We start from the raw sequence: 20,501 nt of genomic DNA on the forward strand, positions 1-20,501 counted from the left end.
CGGGGCGAACCCCCGCGCCATGGACTCGTAGAATCGAGCCCACCATGGCTTACCTCGACCACGCCGCGACCACCCCGATGCTCCCTGAGGCGGCTCTGGCGTTGACTGCCCAGCTCACCGTCACCGGCAACGCGTCGTCCCTGCACGCAGCCGGCCGCCGGGCGCGCCGCAGCGCCGAGGAGGCCCGCGAGATGCTCGCGGAGGCCCTCGGCGCGCGCCCCAGCGAGGTGGTCTTCACCGCGGGCGGCACCGAGGCCGACAACCTCGCCGTCAAGGGCCTGTACTGGGCCCGGCGCGACGCCGACCCGCGCAGAGTGCGGGTACTGGCCAGCCCCGTCGAGCACCACGCCGTCCTGGACGCCGTGGACTGGCTCGGTGAGCACGAGGGCGCCACCGTCGAGTACCTGCCGGTCGACTCCTACGGGCGGGTGCACCCCGAGGCGCTGCGCGAGGCCATCGAGCGCGACCCCTCCGACGTCGCCCTGGCCACCGTCATGTGGGCCAACAACGAGATCGGCACCGTCATGCCCGTCCGTGAACTGGCGGATGTGGCGCGCGAGTTCGACGTACCGCTGCACGCCGACGCGGTGCAGGCCGTCGGTCAGCTCCCGGTCGACTTCGCCGCCTCCGGGCTGGCCGCGATGACCGTCTCCGGGCACAAGATCGGCGGCCCTTACGGCATCGGCGCGCTCCTCCTGGGCCGGGAGTACACCCCCGTCCCCGTCCTGCACGGCGGCGGCCAGGAGCGGCACGTACGCTCCGGCACCCTGGACGTCCCCGCCATCGCCTCCTTCGCGGTGGCGGGCCGGCTGGCCACCGAGCGGCGCGAGCGCTTCGCCGACGAGATCGGCGGGCTGCGCGACACCCTGGTCGAGGCGGTGCGCGCGGCCGTCCCCGAGGCGATCCTCGGCGGCGACCCGGCCCCCGGCGGCCGGCTCCCCGCCAACGCCCACTTCACCTTCCCCGGCTGCGAGGGCGACTCGCTGCTCCTGCTGCTCGACGCGCAGGGCATCGAGTGCTCGACGGGATCCGCCTGCACGGCCGGGGTCGCCCAGCCCAGCCATGTGCTGCTCGCCACCGGGGCCGCCCCCGACCTGGCCCGCGGCACCCTGCGCTTCTCGCTGGGGCACACCTCGACCGAGGCGGACGTGGCCGCGGTCGCGCAGGCGATCGGCCCGGCGGTGCGGCGGGCCCGCACGGCGGGGCTCGTCTGACCGCCGGGGGTTCCCGGCGCAGGATCAGGCCTTCCCGCTGTCCTTCCCGCTTCCCTTCCCGGCCTCGGCACGCTCCTGCTTCGCCAGTTCACCGCGTACGAGCTTGAGGTAGCGGTCCCAGTTCCAGTGCGGCCCCGGGTCGGTGTGGTCGGTGCCCGGCACCTCGACGTGCCCGACGATGTGCTCGCGGTCGACCGGTATGTCGTAGCGCAGGCATATCCCGGCGGCCAGCTCGGCCGACGACCGGTACATCACGTCCGTGAGGGTCTCGGGCCGCGCGACGAACGCCTCGTGCTCGATGCCGACACTGCGCTCGTTGTACGACCGGTTTCCCGCGTGGTACGCCACGTCCAGCTCCCGGGCCATCTGCGTGATGTGCCCGTCCTTGGCCCGCACGACGTAGTGCGCGGCGGCCTGGTGCCCCGGGTCGCGGAAGATCCGCAGCGCCGTGGCGTAACTTCCCTCAGTGGTATGGATCACGATCCGGTCGATGTCGAAGTCGTCCGGCCTGTCGGCCGTCCGGAGATTCCCGGAGGACGCGGCCACCCACTGGGCCCCCACGTGGTCGACCGCGCCCTCCGCGCGCGGCTTGTGGACCCCGGGCGCGCTCCACCACAGCCGGGACAGCTCGTCCCCGAACACCACGGCCGTCCCACCCACGACGACCGCGCCACCCCCGATGAGCAAGGCGCGTCTGCTGATCTGTTCCATGAGCGGATAACGCCTGCGGAGCTGTCCTTGGTTCCGTCTACCCTTGAGGAGCTATGACTGAGACCCCGCGCCCCCTCCGTGTCCTCGCCGCCATGTCCGGCGGAGTCGACTCCGCCGTCGCCGCCGCCCGAGCCGCCGAGGCCGGGCACGACGTGACCGGCGTCCATCTCGCCCTGTCCGCCAATCCGCAGTCGTTTCGCACCGGCGCGCGCGGCTGCTGCACCATCGAGGACTCGCGCGACGCGCGCCGGGCCGCCGATGTCATCGGCATCCCGTTCTATGTCTGGGACCTCGCCGAGCGCTTCCGCGAGGACGTCGTCGACGACTTCGTGGCCGAGTACGAGGCGGGCCGCACGCCGAACCCGTGCCTGCGCTGCAACGAGAAGATCAAGTTCGCCGCGCTGCTCGACAAGGCACTGGCGCTCGGCTTCGACGCGGTGGCCACCGGCCACTACGCGACAGTCGTCCTCAACAACGACGGCGCCCGTGAGCTGCACCGCGCGAGCGACATGGCCAAGGACCAGAGTTACGTGCTCGGGGTCCTCGACGAGAAGCAGCTCGCGCACGCGATGTTCCCGCTCGGCGACACCCTCACCACCAAGGGCGAGATCCGCGCGGAGGCCGAGCGCCGCGGCCTCGCGGTCGCGAAGAAGCCCGACAGCCACGACATCTGCTTCATCGCCGACGGCGACACCCAGGGGTTCCTCGCCGACCGCCTCGGCGGCAAGGCGCAGGGCGACATCGTCGACGAGACGGGCACCACGATCGGCTCGCACGACGGCGCCTTCGGCTTCACCATCGGCCAGCGCAAGGGCCTGCGCATCGGCCACCCGGCGGCCGACGGCAAGCCGCGCTACGTCCTGGACATCTCCCCGGTGAACAACACGGTGACGGTGGGCCCCGTGGAGGCCCTCGACGTCGGCGCGCTGACCGCCATCAAGCCCCGCTGGTGCGCCGCGGCCCCGGCCGGCGCCGGCCGGTACACGGCGCAGCTGCGGGCGCACGGCGACGAGACCCCGGTCAGCGCGGAGCTGGTCGACGGCGAGCTGCACGTCAGCTTCGACGAGCCGGTGCGCGGCGTCGCGCCCGGCCAGGCGATCGTGCTGTACGACGGCACGCGTGTGGTCGGCTCGGCGACGATCGCCACGACGAGCCGGGCGGCGAAGGCCTCCGTCTGATCGCGTCGGCGGCCCGGCCCGGCCGGGCCGCCACGGAGACCGGCCCGGCACCTTCTAAGCCGCGAAGAACTCCCGCAGCACCGGCGCCAGCACCTGCGGCGCCACGTCGTGGACCTGGCCCGTGAGCGTGCGGTGCCGGCCGCGGCGTACCGACTTCGCGACCCTCCTGGCGGCCTCCCGCATCGCCTGGGGGCTCGCCCCGCCTTCGACGACCAGGACCGGCGGCCGCACGGATCCCAGACGCTCCACCGGGACCGTGCCGTCGCCCATGACCGCGTCGTCGTGGGCCAGGGTGTGCGCCATCGCCACCAGCTCCGGCCACATCGGTGCCTTGCGCACCTGCGCGCGCACCTCGGCGGGCATCCCGACCAGCGTCATGAACAGGTCGACGGCGCCCTCGTGGTCCCCTGCCGACAGCAGAGCCGCGAGCCGCGCCGAGTACCGCGCCTTGGCCGCCCGGTCCTGGTCGTCGACGACCGTGAAGGGCGGCTCGTACAGGGCGAGTCGGTCCATCGGCACCCCGCTGGCCGCCGCCTCCAGGGCCAGCGCGGCGCCCGACGACATGCCGTACACCGAAACGGGCCCGCGCTCCTCGTCGACGAGGGCCGCGAGATCCTCCACCTCACGCGCGACCGCGTAGGGACATGTGTCCCCACTCGCCCCGCGGCCACGCCGGTCGTAGGTGACGACAGAGAAGCGCGGCGCGAGCAACGCCGCCAGTGGTGCCTCCGAGGAACCGGTGCTGAAGGTACCGCCCACCAGGACCAACGGCGCCCCTTCGCCCCTGCGCTCGAAGGCGATGGGGGTGCCGTCACGCGAAATCACTTTGCTCATACCGATGGGGACCGGGCGGCGCGCGGGAACTCATCGGTGTCCGGCAAAAAACTTTCCCGGAACTTCGGTCGTAACGTGGGGGGATGAACATCTGCGTCTTCCTCTCCGCCGCCGACCTCGACGAGCGCTACACCCGGCCCGCCCGCGAATTCGCCGAACTCCTCGGCAAGGGCGGCCACACGCTGGTGTGGGGCGGATCCGAGAGCGGCCTGATGAAGGTCGTCGCGGACGGAGTACAGGAGTCGGGCGGGCGCCTGGTCGGGGTATCGGTGGACTTCCTGTCCGGCAAGGCCCGCAAGAACGCCGACGAAATGATCGTCGCCAAGGACCTCGCCGAGCGCAAAGCACTGCTGCTCTCCCGGTCCGAGGCGATCGTCATCATGGTCGGCGGCACCGGCACGCTGGACGAGGCCACCGAAATCCTGGAGCTCAAGAAGCACGGTCTGCACAGCAAGCCGGTGGTGCTGCTCAACGCCGCGGGCTTCTACGACGGCCTCAAGCAGCAGCTCCAGCGGATGGAGGCGGAGGGCTTCCTACCGGTGCCCCTCACCGACCTGGTGTTCTTCGCGGAGGACGGTGTCTCGGCGCTGGCGTACCTTGAGGAGTCCGCGGGCGTGCTGTGATGCGAGCATGGCCCGTATGGCTACACATGTGATCACCGGGGCGGGCTCGGGCATCGGCGCCGCTGTCGCCCGCCGTCTGCACGAGCGCGGCGACGACGTCGTCTTGATGGCCCGCGACGCGGGCCGCGCCAAGCAGCTCGCCGCCGGTCTGCCCGGCGCCCGCACCCTCGTCGGCGACCTCGCCAATCCGGACCGGCTCTCCTGGGCCTTCTCGCACCAACCGATGCCCGAACGCGTGGACACCCTGCTGCACATCGCGGGCGTCGTGGACCTCGGCCGGGTCGGTGAGCTCGGTACCAAGGCCTGGCACAGCCAGCTCAATGTGAACCTGATCTCGCCCGCCGAGCTGACCCGCCTCTTCCTGCCCCAACTGCGCCTGGACCAGGGGCATGTGCTCTTCGTGAACTCCGGCGCCGGCCTCAGCGCCGGACCCGAGTGGGGCGCGTACGCGGCGAGCAAGCACGGCCTGAAGGCCCTCGCCGACTCGCTGCGCCAGGAGGAGCACGGCAACAGCGTGCGGGTCACGTCCGTGTACCCGGGGCGCACCGCGAGCGCCATGCAGGAGAAGGTGCACCACCAGGAGGGCAAGGAGTACGACGCGTCGCGCTGGATCGACCCGGAGTCCGTCGCCACGACCATCCTGATGGCCCTCGACCTGCCGCGTGACGCCGAGGTCAACGACCTGACCGTCAGGCCGGGCCGATGAACGGGCGGATGAACGACCCGATGAACGAGCCGATGAGGGACGCGCCCGACGGGCCGCCCGCCAAGGTGAACTGGGGCCCCGCCACCGGCGTCGGGTCCATGCCGGGCGAGGACGCGCGGGAGAGTGCGAAGAGCGTCGTCGGGTCCTTCGAGGACTTCCCGTTCCTGCCGGAGCTGCCCGCGCGCGGGCCGGGCGCGGACATGATCGGCCGGTCCATCGGCATGCTCGTCGAGATGTACGGGCATGTGGAGCCCAGCGGCTGGCGGCTCAGCGACCGGCCGGGGCGCGACACCCGGCGGGCCAGGTCCTGGCTGGGGGAGGACCTCGACGCGCTGGAGGAGTTCACCCAGGGCTACACGGGCCCCCTCAAGGTGCAGGCCGTCGGGCCCTGGACGCTCGCCTCCTCGCTGGAGCTCAGGAGCGGCCAGGCCGTCCTGGGGGACCCCGGCGCGGTGCGCGACCTCGCGGGCTCGCTCGCCGAAGGCCTGCGCGCCCACCTCGCCGAGGTGAGGCGGCGGGTGCCCGGCGCCGATGTGGTGCTCCAGCTCGACGAGCCCTCGCTGACGTACGTACTGCGCGGCGAGGTCAGGACCGCGAGCGGCTACCGGACGTACCGCTCGGTGGACCGGCAGGTCGTCGAGGGCACGCTGCGGGACGTGATGGCCGTCAACCACGACGCGGGCGGCCCGGTGATCGTTCATTCCTGCGCGCCGGACGTGCCGTTCGCCCTGCTGCGGCGGGCCGGGGCGGCGGGCGTCTCGTTCGATTTCTCGCTCCTCACCGAGCGTGACGAGGACACGATCGGCGAAGCGGTGGAAGGCGGCACGCAGCTCTTCGCGGGAGTCGTGGCGTCCACCGAGGCCGCGTCGGCCGGATTGTCGGACCCCGCAGATATCGTCATGGGTGTCAGGACGCTGCGGCGCAGGCTGGGGCTGACTCCGGGGACTCTCGCCGAGTCCGTGGTGATCACCCCGTCGTGCGGGCTCGCGGGGGCTTCTCCCGGGTACGCGCGCGCGGCGCTCGCGCAGTGCGTCCGGGCGGCGAGATCGCTCGCAGACAACCCTGAGTGACGGGTTGAGTTTCCACAACGGGAGGACAGACGGTGGCTGGCGAACAGCACGCAGCGGTACCCGCAGAGGCACGGGAGCGGCACGCGCAGCTCGCTGAGCAGATCGAGGAGCACCGCTTCCGGTACTACGTGAAGGACCAGCCGGTCGTCAGCGACGCGGAGTTCGACAAGCTGCTGCGCTCCCTGGAGGCCCTGGAGGACCGGCACGCCGAGCTGCGCACGCCCGACTCGCCGACCCAGAAGGTCGCCGGGGCGTACGAGACGGAGTTCACGGCCGTCCAGCACCGCGAGCGGATGCTCTCCCTGGACAACGCGTTCGACGAGGAGGAGCTGGCCGCGTGGGGCGAGCGCGTCGCCAATGAGCTGGGCGACGTGCCGCACCACTTCCTGTGCGAGCCCAAGGTGGACGGCCTCGCGGTCAACCTGACGTACGAGAAGGGGCGGCTGACCCGCGCGGCGACCCGCGGCGACGGCCGCACGGGTGAGGACATCACGCCCAACGTCCGTACGATCACGGGCATCCCGGAGCGGCTGAAGGGCGAGCGGATCCCGGACCTCGTCGAGATCCGCGGCGAGGTCTACTTCCCGATGGAGAAGTTCCAGGAGCTCAACGCCCGGCTGGTGGCGGCCGAGGAGAAGCCCTTCGCCAATCCGCGCAACGCGGCGGCGGGCTCTCTGCGGCAGAAGGACCCCAAGGTCACCGCGAGCCGCCCGCTGCACATGGTGGTGCACGGCATCGGCGCCCGCGAGGGCTTCGACATCGACCGGCTCTCGCAGGCGTACGAGCTGCTGCGCGAGTGGGGCCTGCCCACCGCCAAGCACAACAAGGTCGTCGAAGGACTCGACGGCGTGCGGGAGTTCATCGGCTACTTCGGCGAGAACCGGCACTCGATCGAGCACGAGATCGACGGTGTGGTCGTCAAGCTCGACGAGATCCGGCTGCAGGGCAGGCTCGGCTCGACCTCGCGGGCGCCGCGCTGGGCGATCGCCTGGAAGTACGCGCCGGAGGAGGTCAACACCAAGCTGGTCAATATCCGGGTGGGGGTCGGCCGCACCGGCCGTGTCACGCCGTACGCGCAGGTCGAGCCGGTGACGGTGGCCGGCTCCGAGGTGGAGTTCGCGACGCTGCACAACCAGGACGTGGTGAAGGCCAAGGGCGTCCTCATCGGCGACACGGTGGTGCTGCGCAAGGCGGGCGACGTCATTCCGGAGATTCTCGGGCCCGTCGCGGACCTGCGGGACGGCAGCGAGCGGGAGTTCGTGATGCCGGCCGAGTGCCCCGAATGCGGTACGGCGCTGCGGCCCATGAAGGAGGCCGACATCGATCTGCGCTGCCCCAACGCCCGTTCCTGCCCGGCGCAGTTGCGGGAGCGGCTCTTCTATCTGGCCGGCCGCAAGTCGCTGGACATCGAGAACTTCGGCTATGTCGCGGCAGCCGCGCTCACCCGGCCGCTGGAGCCCTCCGAGCCGCCGCTGCGCGACGAGGGCGACCTCTTCGACCTGCGCATCGAGCAGCTGCTGCCCATCAAGTCCTATGTGCTGGACCAGGATTCGGGCCTGCCCAAGCGGGACCCGAAGACGGGCGAGGAGAAGATCGTCACCTTCTTCGCCAACCAGGAGGGGGTGGCCAAGAAGAACGCCCTCGCGATGCTGGAGAACATCGCGGCGGCCAAGGAGCGCCCGCTGGCCCGGATCATCACCGGGCTCTCCATCCGGCACGTGGGACCGGTGGCGGCCGAGGCGCTGGCCCGCGAGTTCCGTTCGCTGGAGCGGATCGAGCAGGCGACCGAGGAGGAGCTGGCCGCGGTGGAGGGGGTCGGGCCGACCATCGCAGCCTCGCTCAAGCAGTGGTTCGACGAGGACTGGCACCGGGAGATCCTGCGCAAGTGGCGGGCGGCCGGGGTGCGGATGGAGGAGGAGGGCTCCGGCGAGGGCCAGGGGCCGCGTCCGCTGGACGGCCTCACGGTCGTGGTGACCGGGACGCTCCAGCACCACACACGGGACGGCGCCAAGGAGGCCCTGCAGAGCCTCGGCGCGAAGGTGACCGGATCTGTTTCGAAGAAGACCGCCTTTGTGGTGGTGGGTGACAGTCCCGGATCGAAATACGACAAGGCCATGCAGCTGAAGGTCCCGGTTCTGAACGAAGAGGGTTTTGCCGTCCTTTTGGAGGAGGGGCCGGAGGCGGCTCGCGAAGCGGCTGTGCCCAGCGAGGAGTAGGGGCGGTGCGGGGCGGGGAAAGGGCAGGTGAGGGGGGAAGAGCCGCAGCCGCCGGCCACCCGTTCAGCGCATAGCAGACGGATTCGGATGGCTGGGTCGCATTCGGGCAAGAGCGATGGACCGCTGCCCGTCGGAGCCGTCTGCGGCCTACTGTTGAGGTGTGCGCCTGTCGTGCACGGCTGCAATGCGGCGTCTCCTGCTCGTGAAGAGCTCGGGGAAGGGATTCCAGTCGTGATGGCATGACAACGGGGCCATCGCGTGGCACGGGCACCGCCAGCTGTGAGAGGGACGGAATGAAACCGACCGAGAGCGTCGAGGCGGCTGCGCGGCTGCGCGGGTGGGCGGGAGCCGCCAAGGCGTTGCCCGTCGTCGTCGTCGGGCTGTCCGCCCTCCTGCTGCTGACCGGGGTCTGCCGCGCCGTGGTGATCGGGGACCCGGTGTTCCCCGACGGTGCGGTCGGCTGGGCGCTCGTCCTGCTCACCGGCATCATCGTCGGCCACCTGGTGGCCCTCGGCCGCGACCGCTGGTGGGGCGGCACCGGCTCGGGCGCCGCACTCACGCTCGCCGTCCAGCTGCTGTACGGCTGGGTGCCGGCCGGCCTGGTCAGCCTGACCGTCGTGGTGCTGGTCGGAATGGCCCGCAGAAACCGCTGGCGGCTTGGGTTACTGCATGGCGCGGTGGACGTCCTGGGCATCGGCGCCGCGGCGCTCGTCCTGGCCGCGTTCGGCGACGTACCGACCGTCGAGGAGCCCTGGAACCCGCTGGAATGGGGCGTCGACGACATCCCCGAGGTCGTGCTGGCCGCCACCGCCTACCTGCTGACCACCCGGCTGCTGCTCTGGTACACCCTCGCTCCGCGCGGCGGCCGACTGCCCAGCGTCGCCCGAACGGCCCTGGTCCGCCAGGTGCTCGTCGCGGTCGCGCTGCTCGGCATAGCCCCGCTGATCTGCGTGGTCGCGGTGGCCCTGCCGGTCCTGCTGCCGCTCTTCTCCGTACCGCTGATCGCACTGGACTCCACGCTATGGATCGCCAGGGCGAGGGCGGAGGAGCAGTTGCGGGACCCGCTGACCGGACTGCCCAACAGGCAGTGGCTGTTGGAGCGGACCTGGCCGGCGCTGGAGGAGGCCGAGAACATCGGTGCCAGATCCGCCCTGATTCTCATCGACCTCGACCGCTTCAGGGCGGTCAACGACACGCTCGGTCATCTGGCGGGCGACCGGCTGCTGTTGCAGATAGCGGACCGGCTCCGGCTGGCCCTGCCGCGCGGTGCGGAGGCCGCGCGGCTCGGCGGCGACGAATTCGCGGTGCTGCTCCCGACGGCCGACTCCACGACCAGTGCCCAGCGCATAGCGCGGCACCTGGTCGCCGAGTTCTCCTCCCCGCTCGACCTCGACGGCCTGACCCTCGTCCTGGAGGCCAGCGCGGGTGTCGCGGTCTTCCCCGACCACGCGCTCGACGCGGAGGGGCTGCTGCGGCGCGCGGACGTGGCGATGTACCAGGCCAAGCGGGACCGTACGGGCGTCGAGGTCTACGAGTCCAAGCGGGACAGCAACACCCCGGACAGGCTAGGCCTGTTGGGCGACCTGCGGCGCGCGCTGGACGCGCGCGAGGTCGAGCTGCACTACCAGCCCAAGGTCCAGTTCGACGGGCAGGTCGTGGGGCTCGAAGCCCTGGTCCGGTGGGTGCACCCGGAGCGTGGGCGGGTCTCCCCGGACGAGTTCATCGCCATCGCGGAGTCCTCGGGCCTGATGCCGCACCTCACGGAGTACGTCCTGGACACCGCCCTGGCGCAGGTCGCCCGCTGGCGGGCCCAGGGGCTGATGGTGCCGGTGGCGGTCAACGTCTCACCCCGTGACGTGCACACCCCCGGCTTCGCGGGATCGGTCGCCGCGCGCCTCGCCCGGCACGGAGTCCCGGCCGGATCACTCCAGTTGGAGATCACGGAGCACGTCCTCCTCGAAGACCCGCAGCGGGCGGCGGACACCCTCGCCGCGCTGACGGGGCACGGCGTGAAGATGTCGCTGGACGACTTCGGCACCGGCTACTCGTCACTGGTGCACCTGCGGCGGCTGCCGGTCAGCGAGCTGAAGATCGACCGGTCGTTCGTCGCCCGGCTGGCCATCGACAACGAGGACGCCGAGATCGTCCGGTGCACGGTCGACCTCGCGCACTCCCTCGGCCTGCTCGTGGTCGCCGAGGGCGTCGAGGACGACGAGACCTGGGAGCGGCTGCGCGACCTGGGCTGCGACGCGGTGCAGGGCTGGCTGGTGGCCGCCGCGATGCCGCCCGAGGAAGCCACGGCCTGGCTGCTCGCCCGCGGCGACCGGGGCTGGCACCGCCAGGACGACCTGGACCGCGTGGCGGCGGCGCGGGCGCTGGAGCAGGCGAACAGCCAGTCGCCGTCCGGGCAGACCGTGAAGTAGCCCCGTGCCAGCCCCCGGGGGGGGCGTGCGTCGAGCGGGGCCGGGGGAGCGACCGCGGTCCGGTGGCGGCGGACTCCTCGCCCCGGAAACGACCCGTGGCCGGGCCGGATTCGCCTCGGATTCGATCCGGAGCCGGGCGTGATCGGGGTGCGGCGGCTCATCCGTGTGTGGACATTGGACAGCGCCCCATAGGATTGGGCGAAAACCCACACACTCACCCCTGAGGATCGCTGCATGCCTGGCATCACGCGCGAGGAGGTCGCCCACCTCGCCCGGCTGGCGCGTCTGGAACTGAAGGGCGAAGAGCTCGATCACTTCGCCGGTCAGCTCGACGACATCATCGGCGCGGTCGCCCGCGTCTCCGAGGTCGCCGACCAAGACGTTCCACCGACCTCCCACCCGCTGCCGCTGACGAATGTCATGCGCGCGGACGAGGTCCGTCCGTCGCTCACCCCGGAGCAGGCCCTCTCCGGTGCCCCGGCCCAGGAGCAGCAGCGTTTCAAGGTGCCGCAGATCCTGGGGGAGGACTAATCACCATGACGGACATCATCAAGCTCACCGCGGCCGACACCGCCGCGAAGATCGCTTCGGGCGAGCTCACGGCAGTCGAGGTCACCGAGGCCCACCTGGCCCGTATCGACGCGGTCGACGAGAAGGTGCACGCCTTCCTGCACGTCGACCGTGACGGCGCACTGGCGCAGGCCCGCGCCGTCGACGAGAAGCGCGCCAGGGGCGAGAAGCTCGGCCCACTGGCCGGCGTACCGCTCGCGCTCAAGGACATCTTCACCACCGAGGGCATCCCGACCACGGTCGGATCGAAGATCCTCGAAGGCTGGATCCCGCCCTACGACGCGACGCTCACCAAGCGCCTCAAGGCCGCCGACGTCGTCATCCTCGGCAAGACCAACATGGACGAGTTCGCCATGGGGTCCTCCACCGAGAACAGCGCGTACGGCCCGACCGGCAACCCCTGGGACCTCACCAGGATCCCCGGTGGCTCCGGCGGCGGCTCGTCCGCGGCCCTCGCCTCGTACCAGGCACCGCTGGCCATCGGCACGGACACGGGCGGCTCCATCCGCCAGCCCGCGGCCGTCACCGGCACCGTCGGCGTCAAGCCCACCTACGGCGGCGTCTCCCGCTACGGCATGGTCGCCTTCTCGTCCTCCCTCGACCAGGGCGGGCCCTGCGCCCGTACGGTCCTGGACACCGCGCTCCTGCACGAGGTCATCGCCGGGCACGACCCGCTCGACTCGACCTCCATCGATGCCCCGGTCCCGCCGGTCGTCGAGGCCGCCCGTAACGGGTCGGTGCAGGGCATGCGCGTCGGCGTCGTCAAGCAGTTCCGCGGCGACGGCTACCAGGCCGGTGTCCTGCAGCGCTTCGACGAGTCGGTGGAGCTGCTGACGAAGCTGGGCGCGGAGATCGTCGAGCTGGACTGCCCGTCCTTCGACCTGGCGCTTTCGGCGTACTACCTGATCGCGCCGTCCGAGGCCTCCTCGAACCTGGCCCGCTTCGACGCCATGCGCTACGGCCTGCGGGTCGGCGACGACGGCACGAAGTCCGCCGAGGACGTCACCGCGCTCACCCGCGAAGCCGGCTTCGGCGACGAGGTCAAGCGCCGGATCATCCTGGGCACGTACGCGCTGAGCTCCGGCTACTACGACGCGTACTACGGCAGCGCCCAGAAGGTCCGTACGCTCATCACGCAGGACTTCGAGAAGGCCTTCGAGCGGGTCGACGTGATCGTTTCGCCGACCACGCCCACCACCGCCTTCCCGATCGGTGAGCGCGCCGACGACCCGATGGCGATGTACCTCGCCGACCTGTGCACCATCCCGACCAACCTGGCAGGCAACGCCGCCATGTCGCTGCCCTGCGGCCTGGCGCCCGAGGACGGCCTGCCCGTCGGACTCCAGATCATCGCCCCCGCCATGAAGGACGACCGGCTTTACAAGGTCGGAGCCGCCGTTGAGGCGGCCTTCGTGGAAAAGTGGGGGCACCCGCTGCTCGAGGAGGCACCGTCGCTGTGAGCCCCATGCCCATCAAGGCCAAGGGATTCAAGAATTCCAAGGCCGGTACGTACCTGTCGATCGGTTCCACCGCCTTCGGCGCGATCAGCGTCGTCAAGCAGGCCCGGATGGCCCGCAAGGACAGCGACATGCTTCGTCTCGTCGACGCAGCTGTCTCCGCCGCCGCCATCGTCACGGGCCTCGCTCTGCTCTATCGCGAGCTGAAGAAGCTCGGCGACGACGACGTTCTGCTGGGCTGAGAGGGAAAGTTTCACCGTGACCGTCACTGAACTGGTGTCGTACGAGGACGCCCTCGCGACCTACGACCCCGTCATGGGCCTGGAGGTCCATGTCGAGCTCGGCACCAAGACCAAGATGTTCTGCGGCTGCTCCACGGAGCTGGGCGCGCCCGCCAACTCGCAGACCTGTCCCACCTGTCTCGGTCTGCCCGGCGCGCTGCCGGTCGTCAACGAGATCGGCATCGAGTCGGCCATCAAGATCGGCCTCGCCCTGAACTGCGAGATCGCCGAATGGTGCCGCTTCGCCCGGAAGAACTACTTCTATCCGGACATGCCGAAGAACTTCCAGACCTCGCAGTACGACGAGCCGATCGCCTTCAACGGCTACCTGGACGTCCAGTTGGAGGACGGCGAGATCTTCCGGGTGCAGATCGAGCGCGCCCACATGGAGGAGGACACCGGTAAGTCGCTGCACGTCGGCGGCGCCACCGGCCGAATCCACGGCGCGTCGCACTCGCTGCTCGACTACAACCGGGCCGGCATCCCGCTCATCGAGATCGTCACCAAGCCGATCGAGGGCGCGGGGGCGCGGGCTCCCGAGGTCGCCAAGGCGTACGTCGCCGAGCTGCGCGAGCTCATCAAGGCGCTCGACGTCTCCGAGGCCCGCATGGAGCAGGGCCAGATGCGCTGCGACGTGAACCTGTCGCTGCGTCCGCACGGCCGCGAGCTGTTCGGCACGCGCTCCGAGACGAAGAACGTCAACTCGCTGCGCAGCGTGGAGCGGGCGGCGCGTTACGAGATCATGCGGCACGCCGCCGTGCTCAACGGGGGCGGCACGATCGTCCAGGAGACCCGGCACTTCCACGAGGAGGACGGCTCCACCACGGCCGGCCGCATCAAGGACAACGCCGAGGACTACCGGTACTTCCCGGAGCCCGACCTGGTCCCCGTCGCCCCGGCCCGTGACTGGGTCGAGGAGCTCCGGAAGGGCCTCCCCGAGCTGCCGCGGCTGCGCCGCAAGCGGCTGCGCGAGGAGTGGTCCGTCTCCGAGCACGACATGCAGTCGATGCTCAACGCCGGCGCCATCGACCCGATCGTCGCGACGATCTCCGAGGGCGCGGACGCCGCGTCGGCCCGCAAGTGGTGGATGGGCGAGCTGGCCCGTAACGCCAACGAGTCGGGCCGCGACCTCGCGTCGCTGCCCGTCACACCGGCCCAGGTCGCGCGCGTCGGCGCCCTGGTCAAGGAGGGCTCGCTCAACGACAAGCTGGCCCGCCAGGTCTTCGAGGGTGTCCTCGCGGGCGAGGGCGGTCCCGACGAGGTCGTCGAGAAGCGCGGCCTGAAGGTCGTCTCGGACGACGGTGCGCTCACCGCGGCCGTCGACGAGGCCATCGCGGCCAACGCGGGAATCGCGGACAAGATCCGCAGCGGCAAGGTCGCGGCGGCGGGCGCGCTCGTCGGCGCGGTCATGAAGACCACCAGGGGCCAGGCGGACGCGGCACGCGTGCGTGAGCTGATTCTTGAGCGGCTTGCCCCGAAGGAATGATCGAACGCTGCCTTGAGGGGCTTGCCCCGCGAGGGAATGAACGCATGCGGCCTTGAACGGCTTGTTGCGAAGGAATGACTGAGCACGACCTGGCGTGTCCGGGTGGCGCGGGCCGAGCCCGCGGCTCCCCGCGTGTGAGGGCGGTACTGCGGCTGCGGCCGGGGTGCCGCCCTCACCCGTTTCCCCGGCCGTGCCCGGCGCGGGCGGCCTCCCCGCCCGCCACCCGCCCTTCGTGCCCGCCCGTACGTACGGCTTGGCCGCATCCTCCGGCGTGGGCCGGGCGTGGAGCCCTCGCCGACGCCGCGCGGTCTCGTACCGGTCGGGGACTTGGCGCGCGTGGTGCTCGGCCAGGGCACCTGGACTCTCCGCAGCACCTCTTGGACGTTCACCGGTGCGCCGTGCACGCGTCTTCCTTCCGTCACCGAAGGTGACTACCGTCCCGGCCGTAGCAGTAATGCGAAATCGGTAACACCGGACTCGGGAGGACCACTTGGACACTGACCTTTCACGGCGGCGACTGTTCGCGCTCGGCGGGGGCGCACTCGGCGTGGCGGCGGCGGGGTCGCTGCTGCCGCCGTCGCTGCAGGCCGCGCTCGCGGCGCAGCCGTCGTCCGGCGGGCTGCGGACCGTCAAGCACGTAGTGGTCCTGATGCAGGAGAACCGGTCCTTCGACCACTACTTCGGGACCCTGCGCGGTGTGCGCGGATTCGGCGACCGCAACGCCGTCGAACTGCCCTCGGGCAAGCCGGTCTTCGAACAGCCGGGGCCGCTGCGTACCGTGCTGCCCTTCCCGGTGCGGGACGCGGCCGAGGCGCAGAAGAAGGACCTCCAGTACATCGGCGACCTGGACCACTCGTGGGGCGGCGGCGCGAAGGCCTGGAACGAGGGGTGGATGGACGGCTGGGTGTCGGCCAAGACCGCCGCCACCATGGCCCACTACGACCGCCGGGACCTGCCGCTGCACTACGAGCTCGCGGACACCTTCACCATCTGCGACGCCTACCACTCCTCGATCCATACGTCGACGAGCCCGAACCGCAACTACCTGTGGAGCGGCTGGACCGGCTTCGAGGCCGACGGCAGCCGGGCCGTCACCAACGCCGCGTACGCCGAGGGCACCCACCCCGGCTACGCGTGGCCGACGTACGCGGAGCGGCTGGAGAAGGCCGGCCACAGCTGGCAGACGTACACGGAGTGGGAGAACTTCACCGACAACAACATCGAGTTCTTCACGACCTTCAAGAACATCGCCCGCAAGGCGCTCGCGAAGACCGGCGGCTTCACGTACATGGAGGCCTTCTACGCCAAGGTCCGCGAGACCGCCGACGCCGCGGAGCGCGGACGGCTGCTCGCGACGCTGGAGGAGGGCGTCGCCACTCTGACGAAGAAGGAGCGCTCCCTGTTCGAGCGCGGGCTGCGGCGCGTCGAGACCGGCGGTCTCGCCGACCGCTTCCGGGCCGACGTGGCGGCGGACCGGCTGCCCGAGGTGTCCTACCTGGTGCCTTCGGCGGTCGACTCGGAGCACCCGGGCGCCTCGTCGCCGATCGCCAGCGCCTCGCTGGTCTACAAGGTCCTGGACGCGCTCGGCTCGCACCCCGATGTGTGGCGGCACACCGTCGTGCTCATCAACTACGACGAGAACGACGGGTTCTTCGATCACGTACCGCCGCCCGTCCCGCCCGCGGACAACACCGACGAGCGGTGGCAGGGGAAGCCGACCGGACTCGGCATCCGGGTTCCGATGCTGGTCGTCTCGCCGTGGACGGTCGGCGGCTATGTCTGTTCGGAGGTCTTCGACCACACCTCGGTGATCCGCTTCCTTGAGCAGTGGACCGGGGTGCGCGAGCCCAACATCACGCCCTGGCGGCGCACGGTCACCGGCGACCTGACCTCGGCCTTCGACTTCAGGCGCGGACGCTCGCTGCCCGATGTGGAGCAGCCGGGCGCGATCCCGCCGTTCAGCGGGCGCTGGCGTCCCGCGCCGCCGCTGGAACAGCACATGCCCGTGCAGGAGGAGGGGACACGGCCCGCGCGCCCGCTGCCGTACCAGCCGGACGCGGACGGCAGGGTCCACGACGGCGTCTTCCAGGTCGCACTCAGTAACCGGGGGCGCGCGAGCGCGCACTTCGCGCTCTATCCGTACGCCGCGGAGTACACCGTTCCGCAGCACCGCGATGTAAGGGGCGAGGCGCAATGGCGGGTGCCCCTCACCGGGGACGCCTACCGCTTCACGATCACCGGACCGAACGGCTTCCGCCGTGAGTTCGCCGGTTCGAAAGCGGGCCGCGCCGAGGTCTCCTCGTACATCGGGGTACGCGACCGTGAGCTGCACCTCACCCTCGTCAACCGGGGCCGGACCGCGCTCACCTTCGAGCTGCGCACTCTCGCGTACGACGACGAGGACGGCCGCCAGGACCGGCCGCGCCGGGTCGTGGTGAAGCCGGGCCGCAGCCGGACCGTCGTGCACGACGCCGACGACGCGCACGGCTGGTACGACCTGGAGCTCACCGCCGCGGGCGACGGCGGCTTCCGCAGGCGCCTGATGGGGCACATCGAGAACGGGCGCGCGAGCGTCTCCGGCTGACGCGGCCCGTCCGGCGCTCCTCGCCCGGCCGCGGCGTTCCGCGGCCGGGGCGCAGCCTCGGGGGAGCCTGGGGGAGTGCGGCGGGAAGTGCGCTGCGAGGCAGGGTGCGGGGAGCCGGGAAGCGTGATCCCGGCTCCCGGGCGCCCCCGGGCGTGGGTGCACACCTCTGTGAGTAAGCGCACAAAAGGGACAAGCGATCACGTTTGGCTGCCAGAGTGGCGGGGTGTAGGTCAAGTGTTCTTTGCGGGCCGTTCCCGGTAAAGATCCACGAACCACCCAGGGAGCAAGTCCGTTGGCAGCTATCGCCCGGTGGTGCGTCAGGCACCGTCTCGTCGCAGTTCTGCTCTGGTTGCTCGCCCTTGGCGGAGCATCCACGGCCGCGGTCCTCGCCGGCTCCGCGTACTCCAACGACTACGACGTCCCCGGCACCGAATCGGGCCGGGCCACCGCCCTCCTCGACGCCGGCTTCTCCGGCAGCGGAGGCGACAGTGACACCGTCGTGTGGCACACCGACAGCAACATCACCGTCCGCGCCGCAGGCGTCGAGCAGCGGATGACGGACGCCCTCGACACGATCGCGGACCTCCCCGGCATCGCGAGTGTCACCGGCCCGTACGGGCCCGGGGGCGCGGGACAAGTCAGCGCCGACGGGCACACCGCCTACGCCACCGTCACCTTCGACGCGCAGGCCGACGAGATCCCGAAGGCACAGGCCCAGGCGCTCGTGGACACCGCGAAGGACGCGGCGGACGACAAGCTCCAGGTCGAGCTCGGCGGCAGCGCCGTCGCCCTCACCGAGGCGGGCGGCGCGCACCTCAGCGAGGTCGTCGGGATCGTCGTCGCGGCAGTCGTCCTCTTCCTAGCCTTCGGCTCCTTCGCCGCCAGCCTGCTGCCCATCGCCACCGCCCTGGTCAGCGTCGGGACGGCGTACGCGGGCATCGTGCTGCTCGGACACGTCATGACGGTCGCCGACTTCGCGCCGATGCTCGGCATGCTGGTCGGCCTCGGCGTCGGCATCGACTACGCCCTGTTCATCGTCACCAGGCACCGCAGGGGGCTGCGCCGCGGCCTGCCCGTCGCCGAGGCCGCCGCGAACGCGGTCGCGACCACCGGACGCGCCGTCGTCTTCGCCGGCGCCACCGTCTGCATCGCCCTGCTCGGCATGCTGATCCTGCGCCTGAGCTTCCTCAACGGCGTCGCGATAGCCGCCTCGCTCACCGTGGTCCTCACCGTCGCCGCGGCCGTCACCCTGCTGCCCGCCCTGCTCTCCCTGATCGGAATGAAGGCCCTCAGCCGCCGCGAACGCGGGCAGCTCGCCGAGCACGGCCCGCAGCCCGAACCGCCCACCGGGTTCGCCGCCCGCTGGTCCGGCTTCGTCGAGCGCCACCCCAAGCTGCTCGGCGCGGTCGCCGCCGTCGTGATGCTGGTTCTCGCGCTGCCCACCCTCTCGCTGCACCTCGGCACCTCCGACCAGGGCAACAACCCGGCTTCCTCGACCACCCGCAGCGCCTACGACCTGCTCGCCGACGGCTTCGGCCCCGGTGGCAACGGCCCGCTGACCCTCGTCGCCGAGGTGGACGGCGCCGCCGACCGGGCCGCCGTGGACGCCCTCCGGGCCACCCTGCGCGGCACCGAGGGTGTCGCCTCCGCGAGCCCGGTCACGTACAACAGCGGCGGCGACACCGCCCTGCTGACCGTCGTACCGGACTCGTCGCCGCAGTCCCAGCACACCAGTGACCTGGTCGACCGGCTTCGCGACGACGTCCTGCCGCAGGCCGAGCAGGGCACCTCGCTCCAGGTGCACGTCGGCGGCGTGACGGCGAGCTACGACGACTTCGCCGAGATCATCATCGGCAAGCTGCCGCTCTTCGTCGGCGTCGTCATCGCGCTCGGCTGCGCCCTGCTGCTCGTCGCCTTCCGCAGCATCGGTATCCCGCTCAAGGCCGCCCTGATGAATGTGCTCGCCGTGGCCTCCTCCTTCGGGATCGTCGTGGCGGTCTTCCAGTGGGGCTGGGGGAGCGAGCTGCTGGGGCTCGGCAGCGCGGGCCCCATCGAGCCCTTCCTACCTGTGATCATGGTCTCGGTGCTCTTCGGCCTCTCGATGGACTACCAGGTGTTCCTGGTCAGCCGGATGTACGAGGAGTGGCTGGAGACCGGCGACAACCGGCGGTCGGTGCGCGTCGGGCTGGCCGAGACCGGCCGCGTGATCAACTCCGCCGCCGTCATCATGATCGCGGTCTTCCTCGCCTTCGTGCTGAGTGGCGACCGGGTCATCGCGATGTTCGGCATCGCACTCGCGGCGGCCGTCGCACTGGACGCCTTCGTGCTGCGCACGCTCCTGGTGCCCGCCCTGATGCACATGCTGGGCGGGGCGAACTGGTGGCTGCCCAAATGGCTCGACCGGATCCTGCCGCGGATAAGCATTGAGCCGCCGGACTGTCGCCGTGCGACGATTCCCGCGCCCCGCGCGCGTGAGCCGGACCGCACGGACCAGCTCGTGCGCTGACGCACCGGGCGCACGAGACATCGGCCGCGGCCGTCACCAGTGGCCCTCAGCAGTGGAGGACGAACATGTTCGCGACATCCCTGGGCGAGGGCGCCCAGCTGGGGCCCCTGGAGCCTTGGCAGGCCGAGGAGTTCCTCGCCCACATGGACCGGGGCCGGGAGTACATCGGCCAGTACATCGGGCTGGCCGACGCCGCGGCGGACCTCGGATCGGCGCGCGCCTACCTCCAGTCGTACGCCGACAAACAGGCCGCGGACGCCGGCCGGATCCACGGCATCCGGCTCGACGGCAAGCTCGTCGGCGGCGTCCTGTTCCGGACCTTCGACGCGGCGGGCGGGAACTGCGAGGCGGGCTGCTGGCTGGAGCCTTCCGCGGTGGGGCGCGGCCTGGTCACGCGCGCCGCACAGGTGCTGATCGACTGGGCGGTGGAGGAGCGCGGCATGCACCGCGTCGAGTGGCTGGTGTCCTCCGCGAACACCGCCAGCGTCAACGTGGCGAAGCGGCTGGGGATGACGCGTGACGCCGTACTGCGCGAGAGGTACTCCTACCGTGGCGTACGCCACGACACGGAGGTCTGGGCGGTCCTCGCCCCACAGTGGCGGGAGCGGCAGGAGCGACGCGGGCAGCGTTAAGACAGCTCTC

The 20,501-nt window shown here is 71.2% G+C and carries 16 protein-coding genes; 14 read left to right on the top strand and 2 right to left on the bottom strand.

Annotated elements, in window-relative coordinates; all coding sequences use genetic code 11:
• Positions 1–44: 44 nt before the first annotated feature.
• Positions 45–1,214 carry a cysteine desulfurase family protein gene (locus tag ACLLJJ_RS29395; RefSeq protein ID WP_434596916.1) on the top strand — a complete coding sequence of 390 codons (1,170 nt, stop codon included), beginning with the start codon at positions 45–47 and terminating at the stop codon, positions 1,212–1,214.
• Positions 1,215–1,238: 24 nt separating this feature from the next.
• On the opposite strand, the gene ACLLJJ_RS29400 is transcribed toward ACLLJJ_RS29395, so the two are convergent.
• On the bottom strand, positions 1,239–1,925 hold the full coding sequence (locus tag ACLLJJ_RS29400) for an N-acetylmuramoyl-L-alanine amidase (protein ID WP_434596918.1): 687 nt from the start codon (positions 1,923–1,925) through the stop codon (positions 1,239–1,241).
• Positions 1,926–1,978: 53 nt separating this feature from the next.
• On the opposite strand from ACLLJJ_RS29400, the gene mnmA reads away from it, so the two are divergent.
• A complete protein-coding gene (gene mnmA / locus ACLLJJ_RS29405; RefSeq protein ID WP_434596920.1) occupies positions 1,979–3,103 on the top strand; it encodes a tRNA 2-thiouridine(34) synthase MnmA in 1,125 nt (374 codons plus the stop codon).
• Between the two features lie 54 nt (positions 3,104–3,157).
• Here the strand turns inward: mnmA and ACLLJJ_RS29410 are convergent, their stop codons facing one another.
• Positions 3,158–3,937 carry an alpha/beta fold hydrolase gene (locus ACLLJJ_RS29410; protein WP_434596922.1) on the bottom strand — a complete coding sequence of 260 codons (780 nt, stop codon included), beginning with the start codon at positions 3,935–3,937 and terminating at the stop codon, positions 3,158–3,160.
• Between the two features lie 83 nt (positions 3,938–4,020).
• On the opposite strand from ACLLJJ_RS29410, the gene ACLLJJ_RS29415 reads away from it, so the two are divergent.
• The 12 genes from ACLLJJ_RS29415 to ACLLJJ_RS29470 all read left to right on the top strand — a co-directional run bounded on the left by ACLLJJ_RS29415 (position 4,021) and on the right by ACLLJJ_RS29470 (position 20,491).
• Positions 4,021–4,560 (top strand): TIGR00730 family Rossman fold protein, encoded by a 540-nt coding sequence (locus ACLLJJ_RS29415; protein ID WP_434596923.1) that lies wholly within the window; start codon positions 4,021–4,023, stop codon positions 4,558–4,560.
• A 16-nt stretch (positions 4,561–4,576) separates the two neighbouring features.
• Entirely contained in the window at positions 4,577–5,266 is a 690-nt protein-coding gene (locus ACLLJJ_RS29420; protein WP_434596925.1) for an SDR family oxidoreductase, read from the top strand.
• Positions 5,267–5,298: 32 nt separating this feature from the next.
• Positions 5,299–6,336, top strand: coding sequence for a methionine synthase (locus ACLLJJ_RS29425; protein ID WP_434600557.1), 1,038 nt, complete (start codon positions 5,299–5,301; stop codon positions 6,334–6,336).
• Between the two features lie 32 nt (positions 6,337–6,368).
• On the top strand, positions 6,369–8,552 hold the full coding sequence (gene ligA, locus ACLLJJ_RS29430) for an NAD-dependent DNA ligase LigA (RefSeq protein ID WP_434596928.1): 2,184 nt from the start codon (positions 6,369–6,371) through the stop codon (positions 8,550–8,552).
• Between the two features lie 239 nt (positions 8,553–8,791).
• Positions 8,792–10,975: a putative bifunctional diguanylate cyclase/phosphodiesterase gene (locus tag ACLLJJ_RS29435; RefSeq protein ID WP_434596930.1), complete on the top strand. Its 2,184-nt coding sequence runs from the start codon at positions 8,792–8,794 to the stop codon at positions 10,973–10,975.
• Between the two features lie 234 nt (positions 10,976–11,209).
• Positions 11,210–11,506 carry an Asp-tRNA(Asn)/Glu-tRNA(Gln) amidotransferase subunit GatC gene (gene gatC / locus ACLLJJ_RS29440; protein ID WP_015036350.1) on the top strand — a complete coding sequence of 99 codons (297 nt, stop codon included), beginning with the start codon at positions 11,210–11,212 and terminating at the stop codon, positions 11,504–11,506.
• Between the two features lie 5 nt (positions 11,507–11,511).
• On the top strand, positions 11,512–13,005 hold the full coding sequence (gene gatA / locus ACLLJJ_RS29445; protein ID WP_434596937.1) for an Asp-tRNA(Asn)/Glu-tRNA(Gln) amidotransferase subunit GatA: 1,494 nt from the start codon (positions 11,512–11,514) through the stop codon (positions 13,003–13,005).
• 5 nt (positions 13,006–13,010) lie between these two features.
• Positions 13,011–13,244, top strand: coding sequence for a hypothetical protein (locus ACLLJJ_RS29450; RefSeq protein WP_434600558.1), 234 nt, complete (start codon positions 13,011–13,013; stop codon positions 13,242–13,244).
• 16 nt (positions 13,245–13,260) lie between these two features.
• Complete coding sequence (gatB, locus tag ACLLJJ_RS29455) at positions 13,261–14,769, top strand: Asp-tRNA(Asn)/Glu-tRNA(Gln) amidotransferase subunit GatB (protein WP_434596939.1); 1,509 nt, start codon at positions 13,261–13,263, stop codon at positions 14,767–14,769.
• Between the two features lie 490 nt (positions 14,770–15,259).
• On the top strand, positions 15,260–17,353 hold the full coding sequence (locus ACLLJJ_RS29460) for a phosphocholine-specific phospholipase C (protein WP_434596941.1): 2,094 nt from the start codon (positions 15,260–15,262) through the stop codon (positions 17,351–17,353).
• Between the two features lie 292 nt (positions 17,354–17,645).
• Entirely contained in the window at positions 17,646–19,859 is a 2,214-nt protein-coding gene (locus tag ACLLJJ_RS29465; RefSeq protein ID WP_434596943.1) for an MMPL family transporter, read from the top strand.
• A 65-nt stretch (positions 19,860–19,924) separates the two neighbouring features.
• On the top strand, positions 19,925–20,491 hold the full coding sequence (locus ACLLJJ_RS29470; protein ID WP_434596946.1) for a GNAT family N-acetyltransferase: 567 nt from the start codon (positions 19,925–19,927) through the stop codon (positions 20,489–20,491).
• Positions 20,492–20,501: the final 10 nt, after the last annotated feature.

The sequence above is a fragment of the Streptomyces sp. A5-4 genome (assembly GCF_051131715.1).
Taxonomy (GTDB): domain Bacteria; phylum Actinomycetota; class Actinomycetes; order Streptomycetales; family Streptomycetaceae; genus Streptomyces.

What these genes read in the sequence shown, in the direction of transcription:
- ACLLJJ_RS29395 (WP_434596916.1), top strand. Translation starts at nt 45, where the DNA reads ATGGCTTACCTCGACCACGCCGCGACCACCCCGATGCTCCCTGAGGCG.
- ACLLJJ_RS29400 (WP_434596918.1), bottom strand. Translation starts at nt 1,925, where the DNA reads ATGGAACAGATCAGCAGACGCGCCTTGCTCATCGGGGGTGGCGCGGTC.
- mnmA (WP_434596920.1), top strand. Translation starts at nt 1,979, where the DNA reads ATGACTGAGACCCCGCGCCCCCTCCGTGTCCTCGCCGCCATGTCCGGC.
- ACLLJJ_RS29410 (WP_434596922.1), bottom strand. Translation starts at nt 3,937, where the DNA reads ATGAGCAAAGTGATTTCGCGTGACGGCACCCCCATCGCCTTCGAGCGC.
- ACLLJJ_RS29415 (WP_434596923.1), top strand. Translation starts at nt 4,021, where the DNA reads ATGAACATCTGCGTCTTCCTCTCCGCCGCCGACCTCGACGAGCGCTAC.
- ACLLJJ_RS29420 (WP_434596925.1), top strand. Translation starts at nt 4,577, where the DNA reads ATGGCTACACATGTGATCACCGGGGCGGGCTCGGGCATCGGCGCCGCT.
- ACLLJJ_RS29425 (WP_434600557.1), top strand. Translation starts at nt 5,299, where the DNA reads ATGAGGGACGCGCCCGACGGGCCGCCCGCCAAGGTGAACTGGGGCCCC.
- ACLLJJ_RS29435 (WP_434596930.1), top strand. Translation starts at nt 8,792, where the DNA reads ATGACAACGGGGCCATCGCGTGGCACGGGCACCGCCAGCTGTGAGAGG.
- gatC (WP_015036350.1), top strand. Translation starts at nt 11,210, where the DNA reads ATGCCTGGCATCACGCGCGAGGAGGTCGCCCACCTCGCCCGGCTGGCG.
- gatA (WP_434596937.1), top strand. Translation starts at nt 11,512, where the DNA reads ATGACGGACATCATCAAGCTCACCGCGGCCGACACCGCCGCGAAGATC.
- ACLLJJ_RS29450 (WP_434600558.1), top strand. Translation starts at nt 13,011, where the DNA reads ATGCCCATCAAGGCCAAGGGATTCAAGAATTCCAAGGCCGGTACGTAC.
- ACLLJJ_RS29470 (WP_434596946.1), top strand. Translation starts at nt 19,925, where the DNA reads ATGTTCGCGACATCCCTGGGCGAGGGCGCCCAGCTGGGGCCCCTGGAG.